The sequence below is a fragment of the Pseudomonas sp. GM55 genome, assembly GCF_000282395.1.
GTDB lineage: Bacteria > Pseudomonadota > Gammaproteobacteria > Pseudomonadales > Pseudomonadaceae > Aquipseudomonas > Aquipseudomonas fluorescens_CC.
Window position 1 is genome coordinate 1 of the sequence record NZ_AKJJ01000002.1, and the last position, 22,728, is coordinate 22,728.

Genomic DNA, 22,728 nt, shown 5'->3' on the forward strand with positions numbered 1-22,728 from the left:
ACCCGCCGATGTCCACTGGCTTGCCCTGAACGGCGTTGAGCTCGGCAACGATGGTCGCCTCGTTCTCGGTCAGGGTCTTGGCCAAAGTCGCGAACTGCGCTTGCAGTGCAGTGTCTTCGGTCTGGGCAGCCAGGGCTTGAGCCCAGTACAGCGCCAGGTAGAAGTGGCTGCCGCGGTTGTCGATGTTGCCGACTTTGCGCGATGGCGACTTGTTGTTGTCCAGGAACTGGCCGGTGGCCTGATCCAGGGTCTTGGCCAGAACCAGCGCCTTTGGATTGTTGTAGGTCACGCCCAGGTGTTCCAGGGACGCAGCCAGGGCCAGGAATTCACCCAGCGAATCCCAGCGCAGGAAGTTTTCTTCCAGCAGTTGTTGGACGTGCTTCGGAGCCGAGCCGCCGGCGCCGGTTTCGAACAGGCCACCGCCGTTCATCAGCGGCACGATCGACAGCATCTTGGCGCTGGTGCCCAGTTCCATGATCGGGAACAGGTCGGTCAGGTAGTCGCGCAGTACGTTGCCGGTTACCGAGATGGTGTCTTTACCTTCGCGGGTACGCTGCAGGGTGTACTTCATCGCGTCGACAGGCGACATGATCTGGATGTCCAGACCGGCAGTGTCGTGGTCCTTCAGGTAAGCCTGAACTTTCTCGATCACCACGCCATCATGGGCGCGCAGCGGGTCCAGCCAGAAGATCGCTGGAGTGCTGCTGGCGCGAGCGCGGTTGACGGCCAGTTTGACCCAGTCCTGGATCGGCGCGTCTTTGGTCTGGCACATGCGGAAGATGTCGCCGGCTTCAACCGACTGCTCCAGCAGCAGGTTGCCCTTGCTGTCGGTGACGCGAACAACGCCGTCAGCCTTGATCTGGAAAGTCTTGTCGTGGGAGCCGTACTCTTCGGCTTTCTTCGCCATCAGGCCAACGTTCGGCACGCTGCCCATGGTGGTTGGATCGAACGCGCCGTTGGCCTTGCAGTCTTCGATCACTGCCTGGTAGATGGTGGCGTAGCAGCGATCCGGGATCACGGCCTTGGTGTCGTGCAGCTGGCCGTCGGTGCCCCACATCTTGCCGGAGTCACGGATCATCGCCGGCATCGAGGCGTCGACGATCACGTCGCTCGGCACGTGCAGGTTGGTGATGCCTTTGTCGGAGTTGACCATCGCCAGGGAAGGGCGAACGGCGTAGACCGCCTGGATGTCAGCTTCGATGGCGGCTTGTTGCTCGGCAGGCAATGCCTTGATGCGAGCGTACAGGTCGCCGATGCCGTTGTTCAGGTTGAAGCCGATCTGTGCCAGCACGTCAGCGTGCTTGGCCAGTGCGTCCTTATAGAACTCGGCAACGATCTGGCCGAACATGATCGGGTCGGAGACCTTCATCATGGTGGCTTTCAAGTGAACCGACAGCAGCACGCCTTGTGCCTTGGCGTCTTCGATTTCGGCCGCGATGAAGCTGCGCAGGGCGTTTTTGCTCATGACCGCGCAATCGAGGATCTCACCGGCTTGTACGCTGGTCTTTTCTTTCAGGACGGTGGCGGTGCCGTCCTGAGCGATCAATTCGATTTTCACGGCGTCAGCGGCGTCGATCAGGGCGGCTTTTTCGCTGCCGTAGAAATCGCCGGTGCTCATGTGCGCGACGTGGGACTTGGAGTCCTTGGCCCAGGCGCCCATTTTGTGCGGGTGCTTGCGTGCGTAGTTCTTGACCGACAGCGGGGCGCGACGGTCGGAGTTGCCTTCACGCAGAACCGGGTTCACGGCGCTGCCCTTGACCTTGTCGTAGCGCGCCTTGGCTTCTTTGTCGGCGTCGCAGGTCACGGTTTCCGGGTAGTCCGGCAGGTTGTAGCCCTGGGCTTGCAGTTCTTTGATCGCGGCTTGCAGCTGTGGAACCGAAGCACTGATGTTCGGCAGCTTGATGATGTTGGCTTCAGGCGTAACGGCCAGGGCGCCCAGTTCGGCGAGGTGGTCGGCTACGGCTTTGTCGCCCAGTTGCTCGGGGAAGCTGGCCAGGATGCGCCCTGCAAGAGAGATATCGCGGGTTTCAACGGCGATATCAGCCGAGGCGGTGAACGCCTCTACGATAGGCAACAGTGAATAGGTGGCGAGGGCAGGAGCTTCGTCGGTGAAGGTATAGATGATCTTCGAGCGGGTGGGCATATTCGGATTAACTCTCTCTTCTTTGCTAAAGCGTGCGCAGAAACTCGAGGGCGCCGGGTAAGCGCGTTCGTTCAAAGTCATCCATGAGCCGAATATCGAGGTTTCGTTGCTGTGATGTTGGGTGCATCAGTAGGGTGTCAAGCAGCCGGGCTGCGGTAACAGACCGGCTTATCGGGCCTGAACACTCGTCGTAGAGCTGTTCGGCACGTCGTGACCCTTTAGTCAGCGGCGGCATTATACATAGGTAGCTGGCAATCTGCCGATGCTTCATACGCAACGAATGTCGTCCATTGGTCTAAAGGTCGCAGGGGCCGCCAGGGCGTAAGGTCGTTCGTCGTGCTTGAGATTGGCGCTTTTCCCTTTGCTTTCAGGCTTGTAGCTCGCGAGAGGCAAGGCTTTGCGGCAGATGGACTGAACATAGGGTTTGCGCGCCGATTCAACTGGGTTACGCTCGAACCAGGCCAGATGTTCAATCCAATCAATGGAGTTCAGCATGGGTTACAAGAAGATTCAGGTTCCAGCCGTCGGCGACAAAATCACCGTCAATGCAGACCATTCTCTCAATGTTCCTAATAACCCGATCATCCCCTTCATCGAAGGCGACGGCATTGGTGTCGACATCAGCCCGGTCATGATCAAGGTTGTCGATGCTGCTGTTAAGAAGGCTTACGGTGGCGAGCGCAAGATTTCCTGGATGGAAGTGTACGCCGGGGAGAAAGCGACTCAGGTTTACGATCAGGACACCTGGCTGCCTCAGGAAACCCTGGACGCGGTCAAGGATTACGTGGTTTCCATCAAGGGCCCGCTGACCACGCCGGTCGGTGGCGGCATCCGTTCCCTGAACGTGGCCCTGCGTCAGCAGCTCGACCTGTACGTCTGCCTGCGCCCGGTGCGCTGGTTCGAAGGCGTGCCTAGCCCGGTCAAGAAGCCGGGCGATGTCGACATGACCATCTTCCGCGAGAACTCCGAAGACATCTACGCCGGCATCGAGTGGAAGGCCGGTACGCCGGAAGCCACCAAGGTCATCAAGTTCCTGAAAGAAGAAATGGGCGTTACCAAGATCCGTTTCGACGAGAACTGCGGTATCGGCGTCAAGCCGGTGTCGCTGCAAGGCACCAAGCGTCTGGCGCGCAAGGCCCTGCAATATGTGGTCGACAACGATCGCGATTCGCTGACCATCGTGCACAAAGGCAACATCATGAAGTTCACCGAAGGTGCCTTCAAGGAATGGGCCTACGAAGTGGCGGCTGAAGAGTTCGGCGCGACCCTGCTCGACGGTGGTCCGTGGATGCAGTTCAAGAACCCGAAAACCGGCAAGAACGTTGTCGTCAAGGATGCCATCGCCGACGCCATGCTCCAGCAGATCCTGCTGCGCCCGGCCGAGTACGATGTGATCGCGACCCTGAACCTGAACGGTGACTACCTCTCCGACGCCCTGGCGGCCGAAGTGGGGGGGATCGGTATCGCGCCGGGTGCCAACCTGTCCGACACCGTGGCCATGTTCGAAGCCACCCACGGTACGGCACCGAAGTACGCCGGCAAGGACCAGGTCAACCCGGGTTCGCTGATCCTGTCCGCTGAAATGATGCTGCGCCACATGGGCTGGACCGAAGCAGCCGACCTGATCATCAAGGGCACCAACGGCGCGATTTCCGCCAAGACCGTGACCTATGACTTCGAGCGTCTGATGGACGGGGCGAAACTGGTGTCGTCTTCCGGTTTCGGTGATGCGCTGATCTCGCACATGTAAGAAAACGCAGGCATATGAAAACCGCCTGATTCAAGCATTTGAGTCAGGCGGTTTTTTTATGGCGGGATGATGGTGTGGACTTACACCGTAACGGTCTGTTGCACGGGGGATGTTGCCGCTTTCGAAGCGTCCACCGGGTTGCCGATGTTGACCGCGTGCAGGCCTTTGGGGCCCTGGATGATCTCGAATACGACAGCTTGCCCGGCTTTCAGGGTTTTATAACCATCCATTTTAATGGCTGAGTAGTGGGCAAACAGATCTTCTGTCTTGCCTTCCTCGTTGATGAATCCGTAACCCTTGGCATTGTTGAACCACTTCACCTTGCCGACAGCCATACCCATATCCCTCTGCTACAGACTCCATCACTGGAGTATCATCCAGTACATCCGCAGTCGAATCTGTAAATAAGATTGACTCCGCGGACCTTTTTTACCCACTGTGGGCTCTATTGGTTGTAACACCGTTTTGCCGATAGTCAAGCTGACCGGGCAGTCGGAGTTGAAAACGCTGATAGCCGTCCCCACCACTGTATTTGAACCACTGACGAACCTTTCTTTCCATGCATGCAATCAGCCAGATTCGACTAACATTCAATCAGGATCACCCTGATTTACACGACGACGATTCCACAGGCATTGCTGTTCAGGAGGCAAAGCCTGCACTACAGGCGCCGCCGATGTACAAGGTGGTTTTGTTCAATGATGACTACACACCGATGGATTTCGTCGTCGAAGTGCTCGAGGTGTTTTTTAACCTGAATCGCGAGCTGGCGACCAAGGTCATGCTGGCCGTCCATACGGAAGGACGGGCAGTATGTGGAGTGTTTACCCGCGACATCGCCGAGACCAAGGCCATGCAGGTCAACCAGTACGCCAGGGAAAGCCAGCATCCGCTACTCTGTGAAATCGAGAAGGACGGTTAATCGCCGGACACTTGGGTATGAGGTGAAGCTATGTTAAACCGCGAGCTCGAAGTCACCCTCAATCTTGCCTTCAAGGAGGCCCGTTCGAAGCGTCATGAATTCATGACCGTCGAGCATCTCCTGCTGGCCCTATTGGACAATGAGGCTGCCGCCACCGTTTTGCGTGCCTGCGGCGCAAACCTCGACAAACTCAAGCATGACCTGCAGGAGTTCATCGACTCCACCACGCCATTGATCCCCGTGCATGACGAGGATCGCGAAACCCAGCCAACCCTGGGCTTCCAGCGTGTACTGCAACGTGCTGTGTTTCACGTACAGAGCTCGGGCAAACGCGAAGTGACTGGTGCCAACGTGCTGGTCGCGATCTTCAGTGAGCAAGAGAGTCAGGCAGTGTTCCTGCTGAAACAGCAGAGCGTTGCCCGTATAGATGTCGTCAACTACATCGCCCATGGCATTTCCAAGGTGCCGGGGCATGGCGATCATTCTGAAGGTGAGCAAGATATGCAGGACGACGAGGGCGGTGAGTCTTCTTCCTCGGGCAATCCCCTGGATGCTTATGCCAGCAATCTCAATGAACTCGCGCGCCAGGGTCGTATCGATCCGTTGGTGGGGCGAGAGCTGGAAGTCGAGCGTGTCGCGCAGATCCTGGCGCGTCGTCGCAAAAACAATCCGCTGCTGGTGGGCGAGGCGGGCGTGGGTAAAACCGCGATTGCCGAAGGCCTGGCCAAGCGCATTGTCGACAACCAGGTGCCGGACCTGCTGGCCAACAGTGTTGTTTATTCCCTCGATCTTGGCGCTCTGCTCGCGGGCACCAAGTATCGTGGTGATTTCGAGAAGCGCTTCAAGGCGTTGCTCAATGAACTGAAAAAACGTCCGCAGGCGATCCTGTTCATCGACGAGATCCACACCATCATCGGTGCGGGTGCCGCGTCCGGTGGCGTCATGGATGCCTCGAATCTGCTCAAGCCGCTGCTGTCCTCGGGTGATATCCGTTGCATCGGTTCGACCACCTTCCAGGAGTTCCGCGGCATTTTCGAGAAGGACCGTGCCTTGGCCCGGCGCTTCCAGAAGGTCGATGTGTCGGAGCCTTCGGTGGAAGACACCATTGGCATTCTGCGCGGCCTGAAGGGGCGTTTCGAAAGCCATCACAATATCGAATACAGTGATGAAGCCCTGCGCGCCGCCGCCGAACTGGCCTCGCGCTATATCAATGACCGACACATGCCGGACAAGGCGATCGATGTGATCGACGAGGCGGGTGCCTATCAGCGCCTGCAGCCGATCGAGATGCGTGTTAAACGCATCGAAGTGCCTCAGGTCGAGGACATTGTCGCGAAAATTGCGCGGATTCCGCCCAAGCACGTCACCAGTTCCGACAAGGAACTGTTGCGTAACCTCGAGCGTGACCTGAAGTTGACCGTGTTCGGTCAGGATGCCGCAATCGACTCGCTGGCAACCGCGATCAAGCTGTCCCGTGCCGGCCTCAAGTCCCCTGACAAGCCTGTCGGTTCGTTCCTGTTCGCAGGGCCTACCGGTGTCGGTAAAACCGAAGCGGCGCGTCAGTTGGCCAAGGCGCTGGGTGTCGAGTTGATTCGTTTCGACATGTCCGAGTACATGGAGCGCCACACCGTATCGCGTCTGATCGGTGCGCCTCCGGGTTATGTCGGATTCGATCAGGGCGGTCTGCTCACCGAAGCCATTACCAAGCAGCCACACTGCGTGCTGTTGCTCGATGAGATCGAGAAGGCGCATCCGGAAGTCTTCAACCTGCTGTTGCAGGTCATGGATCACGGTACGTTGACCGATAACAACGGGCGCAAGGCGGATTTCCGTAACGTTATCGTCATCATGACGACCAACGCCGGTGCCGAGACTGCAGCTCGCGCTTCGATCGGTTTCACCTATCAGGATCACTCCTCCGATGCGATGGAAGTGATCAAGAAGAGCTTCACGCCGGAATTCCGCAACCGTCTGGACACCATCATCCAGTTTGGTCGCCTCAGCCATGAGGTCATCAAGAGCGTGGTGGACAAGTTCCTTACCGAGCTTCAGGCGCAGCTGGAAGACAAGCGAGTGTTGCTGGAGGTCTCCGATGCGGCTCGCAGCTGGCTCGCCGAAGGTGGCTACGACGCGGCGATGGGTGCTCGCCCAATGGCGCGCCTGATCCAGGACAAGATCAAGCGTCCGCTGGCAGAGGAGATTCTCTTTGGCGAACTGGCCGAACATGGCGGTGTGGTGCACATCGACATCAAGGACGGCGAACTGACCTTCGAGTTCGAGACTACCGCCGAGATGGCCTGACGTTCAAAAGCAAAACAAAAAGGCGCCGAGAGGCGCCTTTTTGCTTTTTGCTTTTTGCTATTTGCTCGAATTGAACCGTCGCCGCAGATCCCTGTGGGAGCGGGCTTGCCCGCGAAGACGGCCGCACATTCAACATCTATGCAAGCTGATCCATCGTAATCGCGGGCAAGCCCGCTCCCACAGGGTTTTGCGGTGATGGTCGGAAACTGTGCGCAAACAAAAACGCCCGGCATAAGCCGGGCGTCTTGTATTGACTTGATTAGCGAGCGGGCCCTATCACTGTAGGAGCGAGCTTGCTCGCGATGGTCGTCAACGATGATGCGGGGAGTCTGACTTGACGCGGCGCCCTCAGGTTTTTCGCGAGCAAGCTCGCTCCTACCTTAGCGAGCGCGGTAAGTGATGCGCCCTTTGCTCAAGTCATAGGGAGTCAGCTCTACGCGCACTTTGTCGCCGGTAAGAATACGGATGTAGTTCTTGCGCATCTTGCCGGAGATGTGCGCGGTTACGACGTGCCCATTTTCCAACTCCACACGAAACATGGTGTTGGGCAGGGTGTCGACGACAGTGCCTTCCATTTCGAAGCTGTCTTCTTTCGACATGCAGTAAAGCCCTCGGTGTCCAATGAATGGCCCGGTGCAACTGCGCCAGGCAAAAGCGGCGTGCATTGTGCCCGAAAAGTGGGGTTTAAGCCAAGGGGTTTAGGGCCGGCTCTAGTTTAGAACCACCCAGCGCTGATTAATCAGCAACTCAATGGGGCGATATTGAGTCTTGTAGTTCATTTTTTTGCAGTTTTTGATCCAGTAGCCGAGGTAGACCGCTTCCAGCCCAAGCCGGCTGGCCTCGGCGATCTGCCAGAGAATTGCATAGCGCCCAAGGCTGCGGCGCTCTTCGGCAGGCTCGTAGAAGGTGTAGACCGCCGAAAGACCGTTCGGCAGTAAATCGGTGACGGCGACGGCCAGCAGCCGTCCGTTCAGGCGGAACTCATAAAAACGTGAAAACGGCAGGTCCCGCACCAGGAATGTCGAAAACTGGTCGCGACTTGGCGGGTACATATCGCCATCGGCATGACGCTGTTCGATATAACGCTGGTAAAGGTCGAAGTACTCTTCGTTGAAGCCGGGCTTGGCCGGACGCACCTGCAAATCCGTATTACGTTTGAAGATGCGTTTCTGTTGCCGGTTGGGCGTGAACTGTCCCACGGGAATGCGCGCCGGAACGCACGCATTGCAGTTCTGGCAATGCGGCCGGTAGAGATGATCGCCGCTGCGACGAAAGCCCATCTCTGACAGGTCTGCATAGACATGCACATCCATGGGCTGGCTAGGGTCGAGGAACAGGGTCGTGGCCTGCTCATCGGGCAGATAACTGCAAGAGTGCGGCTGAGTGGCATAGAACTTCAAGCGCGCCAACTCGGTCATGATCAACCCTCGGGATAATGCTTTTGATTAAGTGTAAGCCACACGCGCAAAAGACGCTCAGCAAACCCAGGTGGCGGCGTTGGGTTGGTCCAGATACCTGGTCAGATAGCTGGCAAACTCGTGGCGGGGTATCGCCCGGGCTCCAAGGCTGTGCAGGTGATCGGTGGGCATCTGGCAATCGATCAGGACAAAACCCGAGTCTTTCAGATGTCGAACCAGTGTGGCAAAGCCGAATTTCGAGGCGTTGTCGACGCGGCTGAACATGGACTCGCCGAAAAACAACCGGCCCATCGCCAGGCCATACAGCCCGCCGACCAGTTCGTCCCCGTCCCACACTTCCACCGAATGCGCGTGACCACGCCTGTGCAGTTCGATGTAGGCATCTTGCATCGCCTCGGTGATCCAGGTGCCGTCGGCATAATCCCGGGGGGCCGCACAGGCGCGGATGACGGCGGCAAAATCCGCGTCGAAGGTCACTTGGTAGCGTTGCTGGCGCAGCAGTTTGTTCAGGCTGCGCGAGACGTGCAGTTCGTCGGGAAACAAAACCGTGCGCGGGTCCGGAGACCACCAGAGGATCGGCTGGCCTTCGGAGAACCATGGGAAGCAGCCATGGCGATAGGCCGAGACCAGCCGATCGGCGGACAGATCACCGCCGGCAGCCAGGAGCCCGTTGGGGTCGCGCATGGCCTTTTCCAGCGGTGGGAAATGCAAGGTGTTGCGTTGTAACCAAGTCAGCATGGCATCCGGGCTTGCAGAAGGGGAGGGCAGTGGTGGTGTTGGCTCGCTATAAAGTTTGCCTTCAAATGGCAGGAATGTCGTCGAGGTATTTTTCGGCGTCCAGTGCCGCCATGCAACCGGCCCCGGCAGACGTAACGGCCTGGCGATAGACGTGGTCGGCCACGTCGCCGGCGGCAAACACGCCTGCTATCGCCGTGGCGGTGGCATCGCCTTCGCTGCCACCCTTGACCAGCAGATACCCGTTTCGCATTTCCAGTTGTCCGGTGAACAGGTCGGTGTTGGGCTTGTGGCCGATGGCGATAAACACCCCGGCCAGTGGCAGTTCCCGGGTTTCGCCGGTGTGGCTGTCCCGCAGCCGGGCGCCGGTCACGCCGCTGGCATCGCCAAGTACTTCGTCCAGATTCTGGTTCCAGTGCAGGCGGATATTGCCATTGGCGGCCTTTTCGAAGAGTTTGTCCTGGAGGATTTTCTCCGAGCGCAGTTTGTCGCGCCGATGGATCAGGTGCACTTCTTTGGCGATGTTCGACAGGTATAACGCTTCTTCGACCGCCGTGTTGCCGCCGCCGACCACCGCAACCACCTGATTGCGATAGAAAAATCCATCACAGGTCGCGCACGCCGAAACCCCTTTGCCGGCAAACGCTTCTTCCGACGGCAGGCCCAGATATTGCGCAGAAGCGCCGGTGGCAATGATCAGCGCGTCGCAGGTGTAAGTTCCGCCATCGCCAATCAGTTCGAACGGCCGTTGTTGCAACTTGGCCGTATGGATGTGGTCGTAAACGATCTCGGTGGCAAAGCGTTCGGCGTGTTTTTGCATGCGCTCCATCAGGACCGGCCCGGTCAGGCCTTCGACGTCGCCTGGCCAGTTATCGACTTCGACGGTCGTGGTGAGTTGGCCACCTGCCTGTATGCCGGTAATGACAACGGGCTTGAGGTTGGCGCGGGCGGCATAAACGGCTGCGCTGTAACCGGCAGGGCCGGAGCCCAGGATAATCAGGCGGGAATGCTTCGCTTCGCTCATAAAAACACCTCATAAGCCTTTGTCACAAAAGAGAATGCATGCTCAAATTGAACAGCATGTCATGTGCTGTTGACTATGCTACACCCAAGGGTCTCAAGCATGGCGTCGTGCGTACAAACCCGTACAATGCCGTGCGTGCTACATATATTCAGTGCGCGCTGTGTTTATAAAAACCGCGGCGCAGTGTTAAAAGTAGTCCCGGTTACGCGTGTTAACTTTTTTACCTGCCTGGATTGGGCAGTTTTTTGCCAGTTTTTATAGACATTCACCAGATGGACGCGCCCATGGCGCAGGAAAAGAAGCGTTTTGAAGAAATCCACCGCAGCACCTAAACCAGCCGTCGTTCCGCTCTGGCGCCAGCACTTGCACTACCGACTCAAGGAAGGTGCGCTGATCGCCATCGGTGCCTTGTGCCTGTTCCTGATGATGGCCTTGTTGACCTATGGCAAGGATGATCCGGGCTGGAGCCATAACAGCAAGATCGATGACGTGCAGAACTTCGGCGGGCCAGCGGGCTCCTACAGCGCCGATATCCTGTTCATGGTGCTGGGTTACTTCGCCTACATCTTCCCGTTGCTGCTGGCGATCAAGGCGTACCAGATCTTCCGCCAGCGGCACGAACCGTGGCAGTGGAGCGGCTGGCTGTTCTCCTGGCGCCTGATCGGCCTGGTGTTCCTGGTGCTGTCGGGCGCCGCTCTGGCCCATATCCATTTCCATGCCGCGACCGGTCTGCCGGCCGGTGCGGGCGGTGCGCTGGGCGAAAGCCTCGGCGACCTGGCCCGGAACGCCCTGAATATCCAGGGCAGCACCCTGCTGTTCATCGCGTTGTTCCTGTTCGGCCTGACGGTGTTTACCGACCTGTCGTGGTTCAAGGTGATGGATATCACCGGCAAGATCACCCTCGACCTGTTCGAACTCTTCCAGGGCGCGGCCAATCGCTGGTGGGCGGCCCGTACCGAGCGCAAACAACTGGTCGCCCAGTTGCGTGAAGTCGACGACCGTATGGATGAAGTGGTTGCGCCGACCGTCACCGACAAACGCGAGCAGGCCAAGGTCAAGGAGCGGCTGATCGAGCGTGAGCAAGCCCTGAGCAAGCACATGTCCGAACGCGAGAAGCAGGTGCCGCCGGTGATCGCGCCCGCGCCACCGAAGCCTGCCGCACCGAGCAAACGCGTCGAAAAAGAGAAACAGGCGCCTCTGTTCGTCGACAGCGCCGTGGAAGGCACCTTGCCGCCGATATCGATTCTCGATCCCGCGGAAAAGAAACAGCTCAATTACTCGCCTGAATCCCTGGCTGCGGTTGGCCACTTGCTGGAAATCAAGCTCAAGGAATTCGGCGTTGAAGTCGCGGTCGATTCGATCCACCCGGGCCCGGTGATTACCCGTTACGAAATCCAGCCGGCCGCTGGCGTCAAGGTCAGCCGCATTTCCAACCTGGCCAAAGACCTGGCCCGTTCCCTGGCCGTGACCAGCGTGCGCGTGGTGGAAGTGATTCCGGGCAAGACCACGGTGGGTATCGAGATTCCCAACGAAGACCGGCAGATCGTGCGTTTCTCCGAGGTGTTGTCGACCCCCGAGTACGACAACTTCAAATCCCCGGTCACCCTGGCCCTGGGCCACGATATCGGCGGCAAACCGGTCATCACCGACCTGGCGAAGATGCCGCACCTGCTGGTGGCCGGTACCACCGGTTCCGGTAAGTCGGTGGGCGTGAACGCGATGATCCTGTCGATCCTGTTCAAGTCCGGCCCGGAAGACGCCAAGCTGATCATGATCGACCCGAAAATGCTGGAACTGTCGATCTACGAAGGCATTCCGCACCTGCTGTGCCCGGTGGTCACCGACATGAAGGACGCCGCCAACGCCCTGCGCTGGAGCGTTGCCGAGATGGAACGCCGCTACAAGCTGATGGCCAAGATGGGCGTGCGCAACCTGTCGGGCTTCAACGCCAAGGTCAAGGAAGCCCAGGACGCCGGCGAACCGTTGAGCGATCCGCTGTACAAGCGCGAGAGCATCCACGACGAAGCACCGCTGCTGAGCAAGCTGCCGACCATCGTGGTGGTGGTCGACGAATTCGCCGACATGATGATGATCGTCGGCAAGAAGGTTGAAGAGCTGATTGCCCGTATCGCGCAAAAGGCTCGTGCGGCCGGTATCCATTTGATCCTCGCGACCCAGCGTCCGTCGGTGGATGTGATCACCGGTCTGATCAAGGCCAACATCCCGACCCGCATGGCGTTCCAGGTATCGAGCAAGATCGACTCCCGGACCATCATCGACCAGGGCGGTGCCGAGCAACTGCTGGGCCACGGTGACATGCTCTACATGCCGCCGGGTACCAGTCTGCCGATTCGTGTTCACGGTGCTTTTGTGTCCGACGATGAGGTTCACCGCGTGGTGGAAGCCTGGAAGTTACGAGGCGCGCCGGAATACAACGACGACATTCTCAATGGCGTCGAAGAGGCGGGTAGCGGCTTCGAAGGCAGCAGCGGTGGCGGCGATGGCGATGATCCTGAGGCCGATGCGCTGTACGACGAGGCGGTCCAGTTCGTGCTGGAAAGCCGTCGCGCCTCCATTTCCGCGGTTCAGCGCAAGCTCAAGATCGGCTACAACCGCGCCGCGCGCATGATCGAAGCCATGGAAATGGCCGGAGTCGTGACGTCCATGAACACCAACGGTTCGCGTGAAGTCCTGGCCCCGGGCCCGGTGCGCGACTGACCCGAGTATGAAAGGAGTGGTGCCTTTGGCACCGCTCGCACTCCCACGAATGTTATGAGGACTCCCATGCGTCTGATCCGCATGCTGTTGCTGCCGGTACTGGCTTTGACCACGCTCCAGGCTAACGCCGATGACAAGGACGTGGCACGCCTGACCCAATTGCTGGAAAAATCCCAGACCCTCACCGCACGTTTCTCTCAGTTGACCCTGGACGGCACCGGCACCCAGTTGCAGGAAACCGCCGGCGACATGTCGCTGCAGCGTCCGGGCCTGTTCTACTGGCACACCGATGCGCCAGCCGAGCAGACCATGGTCTCCGATGGCAAGAAGGTCACCCTGTGGGACCCGGACCTGGAACAGGCCACCATCAAGAAACTCGATGAGCGTCTGACCCAGACGCCTGCGTTGCTGCTGTCCGGTGACGTGTCCAAGATCAGCCAGAGCTTCGACATCAGTGCCAAGGAAGCCGGCGGCGTAATCGACTTCACCCTGAAGCCGAAAACCAAGGACACCTTGTTCGACAGTCTGCGCCTGTCGTTCCGCAATGGCCTGGTCAATGACATGCAACTGATCGACAGCGTCGGCCAGCGCACCAACATCCTGTTCACCGGGGTGAAGGCCAACGAGCCGATCCCGGCGTCCAAGTTCAAGTTCGACATCCCCAAGGGTGCGGACGTGATCCAGGAGTAACACGCAAACCCCTGTAGGAGCGAGCATGCTCGCGATGAACTCAAAGACACTGCTGGGTGTCAGGCTGTCAGCGTTATCGTTGACGTCCATCGCGAGCATGCTCGCTCCTACAGTGGAGACGGTGTTTAATTGAGGTTTCAGAGATAGTGGACCTGTTTCGCAGCACCCCGATCGCCCAGCCATTGGCCGCCCGCCTGCGCGCGACCAATCTGGACGAGTACGTCGGTCAGGAACACGTGCTCGCTCGCGGCAAGCCCTTGCGCGAAGCGCTGGAGCAGGGTGCCCTGCATTCGATGATTTTCTGGGGGCCGCCTGGCGTGGGCAAGACCACCCTGGCGCGATTGCTCGCGGAAGTCTCGGATGCGCACTTCGAAACGGTGTCGGCGGTGCTCGCCGGTGTGAAGGAAATCCGTCAGGCGGTGGAAATCGCCAAGCAGCAGGCCGGGCAATACGGCAAGCGCACCATCCTGTTCGTCGATGAAGTGCACCGTTTCAACAAGTCCCAGCAGGATGCGTTCCTGCCCTATGTCGAAGACGGCACGCTGATTTTCATCGGCGCCACCACCGAGAACCCCTCGTTTGAATTGAACAACGCTTTGCTGTCACGGGCACGGGTCTATGTGCTCAAGAGCCTCGACGAAGCGGCTCTGCGCAAGCTGGTGCAGCGTGCGCTGACCGAAGAGCGGGGCCTGGGCAAGCGCAACCTGACCCTCAGCGATGAGGGCTTCCAGATGCTGCTGTCCGCCGCCGATGGCGATGGCCGGCGCCTGCTGAATCTGCTGGAAAACGCCTCGGATCTGGCCGAAGACAACAGCGAAATGGGCACCGACCTTCTGCAAAGCCTGCTCGGCGATACCCGTCGGCGTTTCGACAAAGGTGGCGAAGCGTTCTACGACCAGATTTCCGCGCTGCACAAATCGGTGCGCGGTTCCAACCCCGACGGCGCGCTGTACTGGTTTGCGCGGATGATCGACGGTGGCTGCGACCCGCTGTACCTGGCCCGGCGCGTGGTGCGCATGGCCAGCGAAGACATCGGCAATGCCGACCCGCGCGCCCTGAGTTTGTGCCTGGCAGCCTGGGAAGTTCAGGAACGCCTTGGCAGCCCCGAGGGTGAACTGGCGGTGGCCCAGGCCATCACTTATCTGGCCTGCGCACCGAAAAGCAACGCGGTGTACATGGGCTTCAAGACCGCATTGCGCGCCGCCGCCGAACACGGCTCGCTGGAAGTGCCGCTGCACCTGCGCAACGCGCCGACCAAGCTGATGAAGCAGTTGGGCTATGGCGATGAATACCGTTATGCCCACGATGAGCCGGACGCCTATGCCGCCGGGGAAGATTACTTCCCGGAAGAGCTCGAGCCGATTCCGTTCTATCAACCGGTGCCCCGTGGCCTGGAACTGAAAATCGGCGAAAAACTCAATCACCTGGCGAAACTCGACCGTTTAAGCCCCCGACAGCGGAGAAAATAGTGCTTCCTTTGATCGTTGCGGTATCCGTTGGCGGGGTAGCCGGTACATTGTTGCGCTTTGCCACGGGCAACTGGATCAACGCGAATTGGCCGCGGCACTTCTATACCGCGACGCTGGCCGTTAATATCGTGGGCTGTTTGCTGATCGGCGTTCTATACGGTCTGTTTTTGATACGCCCGGAGGTGCCTGTCGAGGTGCGTGCCGGGTTGATGGTCGGCTTCCTCGGGGGGCTGACGACTTTTTCATCCTTTTCACTGGATACGGTGCGCCTGCTGGAAAGCGGACAAGTGCCGCTGGCCTTGGGCTATGCGGCACTCAGCGTATTCGGCGGGCTGCTTGCCACCTGGGCCGGCCTGTCCTTGACCAAACTTTGATAAACGAGAAACCGACATGCTCGATTCCAAACTGTTACGTAGCAACCTTCAGGACGTAGCGGACCGCCTGGCATCCCGTGGCTTTGTGCTGGATGTTGCGCGCATCGAAGCGCTGGAAGAACAGCGCAAGACCGTCCAGACCCGCACCGAATCACTGCAGGCTGAACGTAATGCACGCTCCAAATCCATCGGTCAGGCCAAGCAGCGCGGCGAAGACATCGCGCCGTTGATGGCGGACGTCGAGCGCATGGCGGGCGAGTTGAGCGCCGGTAAAGTCGAACTGGACGCGATCCAGACCGAGCTGGATTCGATCCTGCTGGGCATTCCGAACCTGCCGCACGAATCGGTGCCGGTTGGCGATGACGAAGACGGCAACGTTGAAGTGCGCCGTTGGGGCACGCCGAAGGCTTTCGACTTCCCGGTCCAGGACCACGTGGCCTTGGGCGAGAAGTTCGGCTGGCTGGACTTCGAAACCGCCGCGAAACTGTCTGGCGCCCGTTTCGCCCTGCTGCGCGGCCCGATTGCCCGTCTGCACCGCGCCCTGGCGCAGTTCATGATCAACCTGCACGTCACCGAGCACGGCTATGAAGAGGCCTACACGCCTTATCTGGTCCAGGCGCCGGCGCTGCAAGGCACCGGCCAGTTGCCGAAGTTCGAAGAAGACCTGTTCAAGATCGCGCGCGAAGGCGAAGCCGATCTGTACCTGATCCCGACCGCCGAAGTGTCGCTGACCAACATCGTCGCCGGCGAAATCGTCGATTCGAAACTGCTGCCGATCAAGTTCGTTGCCCATACGCCGTGCTTTCGCAGCGAAGCCGGTGCATCGGGTCGTGACACCCGCGGCATGATCCGCCAGCACCAGTTCGACAAGGTTGAAATGGTGCAGATCGTCGAGCCGTCGAAGTCGATGGAAGCACTGGAAGGCCTGACCGCCAACGCCGAGAAAGTCCTGCAACTGCTGGAACTGCCTTATCGCACCCTGGCACTGTGCACCGGTGACATGGGCTTCAGCGCGGTCAAGACCTACGACCTGGAAGTGTGGATCCCGAGCCAGGACAAATACCGCGAAATCTCGTCGTGCTCCAACTGCGGCGACTTCCAGGCCCGCCGCATGCAGGCGCGTTTCCGCAACCCGGAAACCGGCAAGCCGGAACTGGTACACACCCTGAACGGTTCCGGCCTGGCGGTCGGTCGTACCCTGGTGGCGGTGCTGGAGAACTACCAGCAGGCCGACGGTTCGATCCGTGTGCCGCAAGTCCTCAAACCGTACATGGGTGGCCTTGAGGTCATTGGTTAAATGAACTATCTGCCGCTGTTTCACAATCTTCGCGGCAGTCGTGTGTTGGTCGTCGGCGGGGGGGAGATTGCCTTGCGCAAATCCCGCCTGCTGGCCGATGCCGGTGCGCTGCTGCGGGTGGTTGCACCTGAAATCGAAGCGCAATTGCGCGAACTGGTTGCCGGCAGCGGTGGCGAGTGCCTGTTGCGTGGCTACGCCGAAACGGATCTGGACGGTTGCGGGCTGATCATTGCCGCCACCGACGACGAAACGCTGAACGCGCAAGTCTCCGCCGATGCCCATCGGCGTTGCGTGCCGGTCAACGTAGTGGACGCGCCAGCCCTGTGCAGCGTGATCTTCCCGGCGATCGTCGACCGTTCTCCGCTGATCATCGCGGTGTCCAGCGGCGGCGATGCGCCGGTGCTGGCGCGCTTGATCCGCGCCAAGATCGAAACCTGGATTCCTTCCACCTACGGTCAATTGGCCGGGTTGGCGGCGCGTTTCCGTCATCAGGTCAAAGGCCTGTTTCCGGATGTGCAGCAGCGTCGGGCGTTCTGGGAAGATGTTTTCCAGGGCCCGGTTGCCGATCGGCAGCTGGCCGGGCAGGGCGCTGAAGCGGAGCGTCTGCTTCAGGCGAAAATCGATGGCGAAGCGCCGGTAGCGACTGGCGAAGTCTATCTGGTGGGCGCCGGCCCGGGCGATCCCGACCTGCTGACCTTCCGCGCCTTGCGCCTGATGCAACAAGCCGACGTGGTGCTGTACGACCGCCTGGTGGCGCCGGCGATTCTCGAACTGTGCCGTCGCGACGCCGAGCGGGTTTACGTCGGCAAGCGCCGTGCCGATCACGCAGTGCCGCAGGATCAGATCAACCAGCAGTTGGTGGATCTGGCCAAACAGGGCAAGCGGGTGGTGCGATTGAAGGGCGGCGATCCGTTCATCTTCGGTCGTGGTGGTGAAGAGATCGAAGAACTGGCGGCGCAGGGCATCCCGTTCCAGGTCGTGCCGGGGATCACGGCGGCCAGTGGCTGCTCGGCCTATGCCGGGATTCCGCTGACGCACCGCGATTACGCGCAATCGGTACGCTTTGTCACCGGGCACCTGAAGGATGGTTCCACCGATTTGCCTTGGGCCGACCTGGTCGCACCCGCGCAGACTCTGGTGTTCTACATGGGGCTGGTGGGCCTGCCGATCATTTGTGAACAGTTGATCAAGCACGGTCGCGGTGCTGACACCCCGGCAGCTTTGATCCAGCAGGGTACAACGGTCAACCAGCGGGTGTTTACCGGCACCCTGGCGGACTTGCCACGGCTGGTGGCGGAGCATGAAGTGCATGCGCCGACATTGGTGATCGTGGGCGAAGTGGTGCAACTGCGCGAGAAACTGGCGTGGTTTGAAGGGGCTCAGGGGCAAGTTTAGAGACCACGTCGTCCCCATCGCGGGCAAGCCCGCTCCCACAGGATTTGTGCCAAACGCAAAACCTGTGGCAGCGGGCTTGCCCGTGATGGGGCCCTCAATACCTGCATAAAATCTCAGGCCCTGCGCCAAACCCCTTTCCCGCTCAACCGCTCTCTATCATGGGGCGCGGTGAAGTCTTGTGCCGGACCTTTCGGCACCACTCCTGTCGGGTTGATGGTCCGATGGCTGGCGTAGTAGTGATTCTTGATGTGGGTGAAATCCACCGTTTCGGCAACCCCCGGCCACTGATAGATTTCCCGCAGCCAGTTCGACAGGTTCGGATAATCCGCAATCCGTCGCAGGTTGCACTTGAAGTGCCCGTAGTACACCGCATCGAAGCGAATCAGCGTGGTGAACAGGCGGATGTCCGCTTCAGTCAGGTACTCGCCCGCCAGATAGCGGTTGGCGCCCAGCAGCAGCTCCAGTCGGTCCAGTTCGGCAAACACCTCATCGAAGGCTTCTTCATAAGCCTGTTGTGACGTGGCAAAGCCGGCGCGGTATACGCCATTGTTCACCGCGGGATAGATCTGCTCGTTCAGCGCATCGATCTCACCACGTAGCGGCGCCGGGTAGAAGTCCAGGTCGTTACCGGTCAAATCGTCGAAGGCGCCATTGAACATGCGGATGATTTCCGATGATTCATTGTTGACGATGCGCTTGAGCTGTTTGTCCCACAGTACCGGTACGGTGACGCGGCCGGTGTAGTCGGCAGTGTCGGCGGTGTAGCGCTGGTGCATGAATTCGAAGTGGTCGAGCTTGTCGCCGGTCGAACCCAGGTTCTGGTCGAAGGTCCAGCCGTTTTCCAGCATCAACCAACTGACCACCGAGACGTCGATGAGGTTTTCGAGGCCTTTGAGTTTGCGCAGGATCAGCGTGCGATGGGCCCACGGACAGGCCAGGGACACGTACAGGTGATAGCGCCCGGGTTCGGCCGCGAAACCACCGACGCCGGTCGGTCCCGGCTTGCCGTCTGCGGTCAACCAGTTGCGCCGCTGCGCCTGTTCACGCTGGAACGCGCCGTCCTTGCTGCTTTCGTACCACTTGTCCTGCCAGCGGCCATCCACTAACAAACCCATGTTCAAGACTCCCGAAACCCATAATCGTTGGGGTTGAGTCTATTCCGATGAGTTCGAACAAAAAGCGCAAAGATCGGGCGCGAATGATCGGTTAAATCGATTTGTTGCGGGCGGCCCAGTATTGCTCGGCGGTTTCGAAGGCTTGTTCGCGGCTCTGACCGAGGCCACGCAGTGCCAGGGCCATGGTCGAAATCAAGGCCATTTGCGGGTAGCTGTCGACCACGTCACCGCGCCACACCGCTTTCAAGTGCTCGGGATCGAGCGTGGCGGGTTTGACATGACGCTGCGCTGACAACTGCGGCCATTCCTCATCCCAGCTCTCGCCACCGCTGGTGCCGTACAGGTGGCTGTCGGCGTCCGGATTGATCTCGATTTCGCCGCCATCGCCCTTGATCACGATGGTGGTATCCCCGAGCAGTCCGCTGGCATCGCGATGCACGGCCTGATAGCCGGGGTGGAAAATGCTCTGCAGGCCGCAACGCGCGCCCAGCGGATTGAGAATCCGCGCCAGCGAGTGGATCGGCGAGCGCAGGCCGAGGGTGTTGCGCAGGTCGATCATCCGTTGCAGCTGCGGTGCCCAGTCCACCAGCGGCATGAAGGCCAGGCCGCCGTTATCCAGCGCCGAGCCGACCTGTTGCCAGTCGCGGCACAGTGGGATGTTCAAATCGCCCAGCAGTTGCTCGGAGTACAAGCGACCGGCCGTGTGGGCGCCGCCGCCGTGCATGAAAATCCGCACGCCGTTCTGTGCCAGGCACTTGGCCGCCAGCAGATACCACGGCAGGTGCCGCTTCTTGCCGGCGTAAGTCGGCCAATCCAGGTCTACCGCCAGCGCCGGAGGATTCAGGCGTTCGCGCAATGCCTCGGTGAAGCCCGCCATCTCCTCTGCGCTTTCTTCCTTGTGCCGCAACAGCATCAGGAAGGCGCCGAGCTGGGTTTCCTCGATCTTTTCATCGAGCACCATGCCCATGGCCTCGCAGGCCTCGACCCGGGTCAGGTCACGGGCGCCGCGTTTGCCTTTGCCAAGGATCCGCACGAATTGGGCGAACGGATGCTCGGCGGGCGTTTCGAGTGTCAGTGCTGGGTAATCAGTCATAAGCAATTCGTCGGTTTGGGCAGGCCCGCCAGTTTCGCGGCGAGTTTGGCGGGAGTGCCTTTGAACAGTCGGTTCAGGTGCAGGCTGTTGCCTTTTTCCGGGCCGAGTTTCAGGGCGGTGTACTTGATCAACGGGCGGGTGGCCGGTGACAGCTGGAATTCAGCGTAGAAGCTGCGCAGCAGTTCGAGGACTTCCCAGTGTTCGGGCGTCAACTGGATGTCTTCGACAGCGGCCAGGGCACTGGCCACATCGGCAGACCAGTCACTCAGTTCGACCAGGAAACCGTCCTTGTCCAGCTCGATGGCGCGGGCGCCGACCGTCAATGCATTCATAGCCAACTGTTGACCTTGTCGTAGTGAATCGACAGTTCGACGAAGGCCGGGTAATCGATGGCCTCGGCCCAGTCTGGAACCACAAGCGCACGGGCCTGGGCATCTTCGGCCAGGAGGAACAGTTTCAGGTCACGGGTGCTGAGCGCAGTGAACGGTGCGGTGCCGGGCTGCAACGCATAGGTTGCATCACCGGACAGCAGCAAGCCGTCGTTGGCGCCGATCACGCGCAGGCAACTGGTCAGGCGTTCGTCGCCGAACGGGGAATGAGACAACACATGCAAAGTCGACATCAGAGGGTGATCACCTGGTCGTAACGGTCAATGAGGGCGGTGATTTCGTGGGCGGCCAACACCCGGGTTTCTTCCAGCGACAGGCCGTTGGGGTCCAGGCCGCGCTGGATGATGCTGTCGCCGCAGGCAAACAGTTCCTCGACACCGAACATCGGCAGGGCTTGCAGATTGGCACTCAGGTCTTTCTGTTGCACGGCCCTGGCGTTCTGACGGGCGGCCAGCTGGAACACGCCGTCATCGAGAAACAACAGGCCAATCGGCAGATCGAAGGCGCCGCCGGCCAGTACGATATCCAGCGCTTCCCGCGCGCCCGGGCCGGACCATGGCGACTGACGGCTGATGATCAACAAGGATTTGGCCATGTCATGCGCCTCCGAAACAGATCAGGCGGTCGGCATCCTGCGCCGCGTCATGCAATTGGCCGAGTCCGGACAACTCCCACGGCGCACCGACGGCAACAGCCTCGCGCTGATAGCGCTTGGCTTCTTCCTCGTTCAACACGCCACGACGTAGCGCGGCGGCGATACACACTACGCCATCGAGCTGATGGTCGCTGACGAATGCACGCCATTGCTTGGGCAAGTCCTGCTCGTCCTGGGGCGTGACCACACTGGCGGAAGCGTTGTAGACGCCATCCTGATAGAAAAACAGCCGGACAATCTCGTGCCCGCCGGCCAGCGCCGCTTGGGCGAACAGCAGGGCGCGGCGCGAGGAGGGCGCATGGGCGGCGGAAAACACGGCGATGGCGAACTTCATGACGGACTCGATCAGCGAAACTGCGGCCATGATAATGCTTTATCGGCGGGGCGGCTAAAGTGATGTTGTCTGTTCTGGCCTCATCGCGGGCAAGCCCGCTCCCACAGGGTTTTGCGTTGTTCACAAAATCAAGCCGCACTAAAGATCACTACTGTGTGGGCTTGCCCGCGATGACGGCCTCACAGTCAACACCAGAATCAGCGCGGCATATACCCCAGCTGCCAGCGCCGCGGGATCTTCAACGACAACACCCCGAGCCCGGCAGCCAGCAGGCCACTGGCAAACAACGCCTTGAGCCCCAGGTGATGTTCCAGCACGGCACCGAGTACCGCGCCGGCGAACATGCCGGTCCAGGGGATCAGTTGCACGCGCCAGCCGTTACGACGCTCTCCGAGCATCCAGCGGCCCAGCCCGCGGCCGAAACGCGACAGGGCGCCGGTGACGTAAGTCAGGCCAACCGGCAGGCCGTTCACTTCTTCCACCGCGGCGTTGAGCATGCCCATCGCGATGATCGCCGCCAGCAGGGCCGGCAGTTGCGCCTCATAAGGCCAGGCCGCGGCGGCGCACAGCAGGGTGGCGATGCACAACAGCAGCGGCAGGGCCCGGCGGCCACCCAGGCGGCTGACGATAATGCCCAGCGCGTTGCCGACGATGAAGGTAGCGACGAGGATCACCAGGCGCAGGGTCAACCCAAGGTCGCCAGCACTGATGGCGACCGCCATCCGAGTGGTATTGCCGCTCATGAACGAGACGAAGTCGCCGCTGGCCATGAAGCCGATGGCGTCGGTCATGCCGGCGAGTACCGAGAGCATGGCCACCAGGCTCAGACCTATGCGCCCGCGCCATTTCTGCGTGTGCAAATGACCGGGGCTGGCGTGGGTCCTGGCGGTGTTGGGCAGCATCGGC

Annotated in this window: 23 protein-coding genes; 9 read left to right on the forward strand and 14 right to left on the reverse strand. The window is 60.1% G+C overall.

The genetic code is table 11. The features are described from left to right. On the reverse strand, positions 1-2,143 hold a 2,143-nt coding region (locus tag PMI31_RS00655), incomplete at its 3' end, for an NADP-dependent isocitrate dehydrogenase (protein ID WP_043302083.1). A 267-nt stretch (positions 2,144-2,410) separates the two neighbouring features. Further along, complete coding sequence (locus tag PMI31_RS00660) at positions 2,411-2,638, reverse strand: hypothetical protein (RefSeq protein ID WP_043302084.1); 228 nt, start codon at positions 2,636-2,638, stop codon at positions 2,411-2,413. Between PMI31_RS00660 and icd the strand changes: the two genes are divergently transcribed. Continuing rightward, positions 2,637-3,893, forward strand: a complete 1,257-nt coding sequence (gene icd, locus PMI31_RS00665) for an NADP-dependent isocitrate dehydrogenase (protein WP_008015544.1) — start codon at positions 2,637-2,639, stop codon at positions 3,891-3,893. The two genes, PMI31_RS00660 and icd, sit on opposite strands and share 2 nt — an antisense overlap. Positions 3,894-3,973: 80 nt before the next feature. Here icd and cspD read toward each other — a convergent pair whose 3' ends face one another. After that, positions 3,974-4,228 (reverse strand): cold shock domain-containing protein CspD, encoded by a 255-nt coding sequence (gene cspD, locus PMI31_RS00670; protein WP_008015545.1) that lies wholly within the window; start codon positions 4,226-4,228, stop codon positions 3,974-3,976. Positions 4,229-4,452: 224 nt separating this feature from the next. On the opposite strand from cspD, the gene clpS reads away from it, so the two are divergent. Further along, entirely contained in the window at positions 4,453-4,815 is a 363-nt protein-coding gene (gene clpS, locus PMI31_RS00675; protein WP_033052565.1) for an ATP-dependent Clp protease adapter ClpS, read from the forward strand. A 30-nt stretch (positions 4,816-4,845) separates the two neighbouring features. Next, a complete protein-coding gene (gene clpA / locus PMI31_RS00680) occupies positions 4,846-7,116 on the forward strand; it encodes an ATP-dependent Clp protease ATP-binding subunit ClpA (RefSeq protein WP_008015547.1) in 2,271 nt (756 codons plus the stop codon). 380 nt (positions 7,117-7,496) lie between these two features. Here the strand turns inward: clpA and infA are convergent, their stop codons facing one another. From infA to trxB, 4 genes are all read right to left on the reverse strand, one after another. Continuing rightward, positions 7,497-7,715, reverse strand: coding sequence for a translation initiation factor IF-1 (infA, locus tag PMI31_RS00685; RefSeq protein WP_002553999.1), 219 nt, complete (start codon positions 7,713-7,715; stop codon positions 7,497-7,499). A gap of 111 nt (positions 7,716-7,826) precedes the next feature. Further along, positions 7,827-8,534: an arginyltransferase gene (locus PMI31_RS00690; RefSeq protein WP_008015549.1), complete on the reverse strand. Its 708-nt coding sequence runs from the start codon at positions 8,532-8,534 to the stop codon at positions 7,827-7,829. Positions 8,535-8,591: 57 nt separating this feature from the next. Then, the gene (aat, locus tag PMI31_RS00695; RefSeq protein WP_008015550.1) at positions 8,592-9,272 is read right to left on the reverse strand and encodes a leucyl/phenylalanyl-tRNA--protein transferase; all 681 of its coding nucleotides are present in this window, start codon (positions 9,270-9,272) and stop codon (positions 8,592-8,594) included. 61 nt (positions 9,273-9,333) lie between these two features. Beyond that, entirely contained in the window at positions 9,334-10,293 is a 960-nt protein-coding gene (gene trxB, locus PMI31_RS00700) for a thioredoxin-disulfide reductase (protein ID WP_008015551.1), read from the reverse strand. 306 nt (positions 10,294-10,599) lie between these two features. On the opposite strand from trxB, the gene PMI31_RS00705 reads away from it, so the two are divergent. From PMI31_RS00705 to cysG, 6 genes are all read left to right on the forward strand, one after another. After that, positions 10,600-13,011 (forward strand): DNA translocase FtsK, encoded by a 2,412-nt coding sequence (locus PMI31_RS00705; protein ID WP_008015552.1) that lies wholly within the window; start codon positions 10,600-10,602, stop codon positions 13,009-13,011. 66 nt (positions 13,012-13,077) lie between these two features. Next, positions 13,078-13,701: an outer membrane lipoprotein chaperone LolA gene (gene lolA / locus PMI31_RS00710; protein WP_008015553.1), complete on the forward strand. Its 624-nt coding sequence runs from the start codon at positions 13,078-13,080 to the stop codon at positions 13,699-13,701. 146 nt (positions 13,702-13,847) lie between these two features. Next, on the forward strand, positions 13,848-15,170 hold the full coding sequence (locus tag PMI31_RS00715; protein ID WP_008015555.1) for a replication-associated recombination protein A: 1,323 nt from the start codon (positions 13,848-13,850) through the stop codon (positions 15,168-15,170). Beyond that, positions 15,170-15,544, forward strand: a complete 375-nt coding sequence (crcB, locus tag PMI31_RS00720; protein ID WP_008015556.1) for a fluoride efflux transporter CrcB — start codon at positions 15,170-15,172, stop codon at positions 15,542-15,544. Before PMI31_RS00715 ends, crcB begins: the two co-directional genes overlap by 1 nt. Before the next feature lie 16 nt (positions 15,545-15,560). Continuing rightward, on the forward strand, positions 15,561-16,841 hold the full coding sequence (gene serS / locus PMI31_RS00725) for a serine--tRNA ligase (RefSeq protein ID WP_008015557.1): 1,281 nt from the start codon (positions 15,561-15,563) through the stop codon (positions 16,839-16,841). Continuing rightward, entirely contained in the window at positions 16,842-18,236 is a 1,395-nt protein-coding gene (cysG, locus tag PMI31_RS00730; protein ID WP_008015558.1) for a siroheme synthase CysG, read from the forward strand. A 113-nt stretch (positions 18,237-18,349) separates the two neighbouring features. On the opposite strand, the gene PMI31_RS00735 is transcribed toward cysG, so the two are convergent. From PMI31_RS00735 to PMI31_RS00765, 7 genes are all read right to left on the reverse strand, one after another. Beyond that, positions 18,350-19,351, reverse strand: coding sequence for a glutathione S-transferase family protein (locus PMI31_RS00735; protein ID WP_008015560.1), 1,002 nt, complete (start codon positions 19,349-19,351; stop codon positions 18,350-18,352). 91 nt (positions 19,352-19,442) lie between these two features. Beyond that, on the reverse strand, positions 19,443-20,444 hold the full coding sequence (locus PMI31_RS00740) for a glycosyl transferase family protein (RefSeq protein WP_008015561.1): 1,002 nt from the start codon (positions 20,442-20,444) through the stop codon (positions 19,443-19,445). Further along, the gene (locus PMI31_RS00745) at positions 20,441-20,776 is read right to left on the reverse strand and encodes a TusE/DsrC/DsvC family sulfur relay protein (RefSeq protein WP_008015563.1); all 336 of its coding nucleotides are present in this window, start codon (positions 20,774-20,776) and stop codon (positions 20,441-20,443) included. The genes PMI31_RS00740 and PMI31_RS00745 overlap by 4 nt, the downstream gene beginning before the upstream one ends. Continuing rightward, positions 20,773-21,066, reverse strand: coding sequence for a sulfurtransferase complex subunit TusB (gene tusB / locus PMI31_RS00750; RefSeq protein ID WP_008015564.1), 294 nt, complete (start codon positions 21,064-21,066; stop codon positions 20,773-20,775). The genes PMI31_RS00745 and tusB overlap by 4 nt, the downstream gene beginning before the upstream one ends. Then, entirely contained in the window at positions 21,066-21,428 is a 363-nt protein-coding gene (gene tusC, locus PMI31_RS00755) for a sulfurtransferase complex subunit TusC (RefSeq protein ID WP_008015565.1), read from the reverse strand. Before tusC ends, tusB begins: the two co-directional genes overlap by 1 nt. A gap of 1 nt (position 21,429) precedes the next feature. Next, complete coding sequence (tusD, locus tag PMI31_RS00760; RefSeq protein ID WP_008015566.1) at positions 21,430-21,822, reverse strand: sulfurtransferase complex subunit TusD; 393 nt, start codon at positions 21,820-21,822, stop codon at positions 21,430-21,432. Positions 21,823-22,019: 197 nt separating this feature from the next. After that, positions 22,020-22,724 carry a YoaK family protein gene (locus PMI31_RS00765; protein WP_008015567.1) on the reverse strand — a complete coding sequence of 235 codons (705 nt, stop codon included), beginning with the start codon at positions 22,722-22,724 and terminating at the stop codon, positions 22,020-22,022. Positions 22,725-22,728 lie beyond the last annotated feature (4 nt).

Excerpts from the sequence above, each read along its gene's own strand:
- PMI31_RS00690 (WP_008015549.1), bottom strand. The coding sequence starts at position 8,534 with ATGACCGAGTTGGCGCGCTTGAAGTTCTATGCCACTCAGCCGCACTCT.
- clpS (WP_033052565.1), top strand. The coding sequence starts at position 4,453 with ATGCATGCAATCAGCCAGATTCGACTAACATTCAATCAGGATCACCCT.
- tusB (WP_008015564.1), bottom strand. The coding sequence starts at position 21,066 with ATGTCGACTTTGCATGTGTTGTCTCATTCCCCGTTCGGCGACGAACGC.
- trxB (WP_008015551.1), bottom strand. The coding sequence starts at position 10,293 with ATGAGCGAAGCGAAGCATTCCCGCCTGATTATCCTGGGCTCCGGCCCT.
- PMI31_RS00660 (WP_043302084.1), bottom strand. The coding sequence starts at position 2,638 with ATGCTGAACTCCATTGATTGGATTGAACATCTGGCCTGGTTCGAGCGT.
- PMI31_RS00745 (WP_008015563.1), bottom strand. The coding sequence starts at position 20,776 with ATGAATGCATTGACGGTCGGCGCCCGCGCCATCGAGCTGGACAAGGAC.
- lolA (WP_008015553.1), top strand. The coding sequence starts at position 13,078 with ATGCGTCTGATCCGCATGCTGTTGCTGCCGGTACTGGCTTTGACCACG.
- PMI31_RS00765 (WP_008015567.1), bottom strand. The coding sequence starts at position 22,724 with ATGCTGCCCAACACCGCCAGGACCCACGCCAGCCCCGGTCATTTGCAC.
- clpA (WP_008015547.1), top strand. The coding sequence starts at position 4,846 with ATGTTAAACCGCGAGCTCGAAGTCACCCTCAATCTTGCCTTCAAGGAG.
- serS (WP_008015557.1), top strand. The coding sequence starts at position 15,561 with ATGCTCGATTCCAAACTGTTACGTAGCAACCTTCAGGACGTAGCGGAC.
- cspD (WP_008015545.1), bottom strand. The coding sequence starts at position 4,228 with ATGGCTGTCGGCAAGGTGAAGTGGTTCAACAATGCCAAGGGTTACGGA.
- icd (WP_008015544.1), top strand. The coding sequence starts at position 2,637 with ATGGGTTACAAGAAGATTCAGGTTCCAGCCGTCGGCGACAAAATCACC.
- tusC (WP_008015565.1), bottom strand. The coding sequence starts at position 21,428 with ATGGCCAAATCCTTGTTGATCATCAGCCGTCAGTCGCCATGGTCCGGC.
- infA (WP_002553999.1), bottom strand. The coding sequence starts at position 7,715 with ATGTCGAAAGAAGACAGCTTCGAAATGGAAGGCACTGTCGTCGACACC.
- PMI31_RS00740 (WP_008015561.1), bottom strand. The coding sequence starts at position 20,444 with ATGACTGATTACCCAGCACTGACACTCGAAACGCCCGCCGAGCATCCG.
- tusD (WP_008015566.1), bottom strand. The coding sequence starts at position 21,822 with ATGAAGTTCGCCATCGCCGTGTTTTCCGCCGCCCATGCGCCCTCCTCG.
- cysG (WP_008015558.1), top strand. The coding sequence starts at position 16,842 with ATGAACTATCTGCCGCTGTTTCACAATCTTCGCGGCAGTCGTGTGTTG.
- aat (WP_008015550.1), bottom strand. The coding sequence starts at position 9,272 with ATGCTGACTTGGTTACAACGCAACACCTTGCATTTCCCACCGCTGGAA.
- PMI31_RS00735 (WP_008015560.1), bottom strand. The coding sequence starts at position 19,351 with ATGGGTTTGTTAGTGGATGGCCGCTGGCAGGACAAGTGGTACGAAAGC.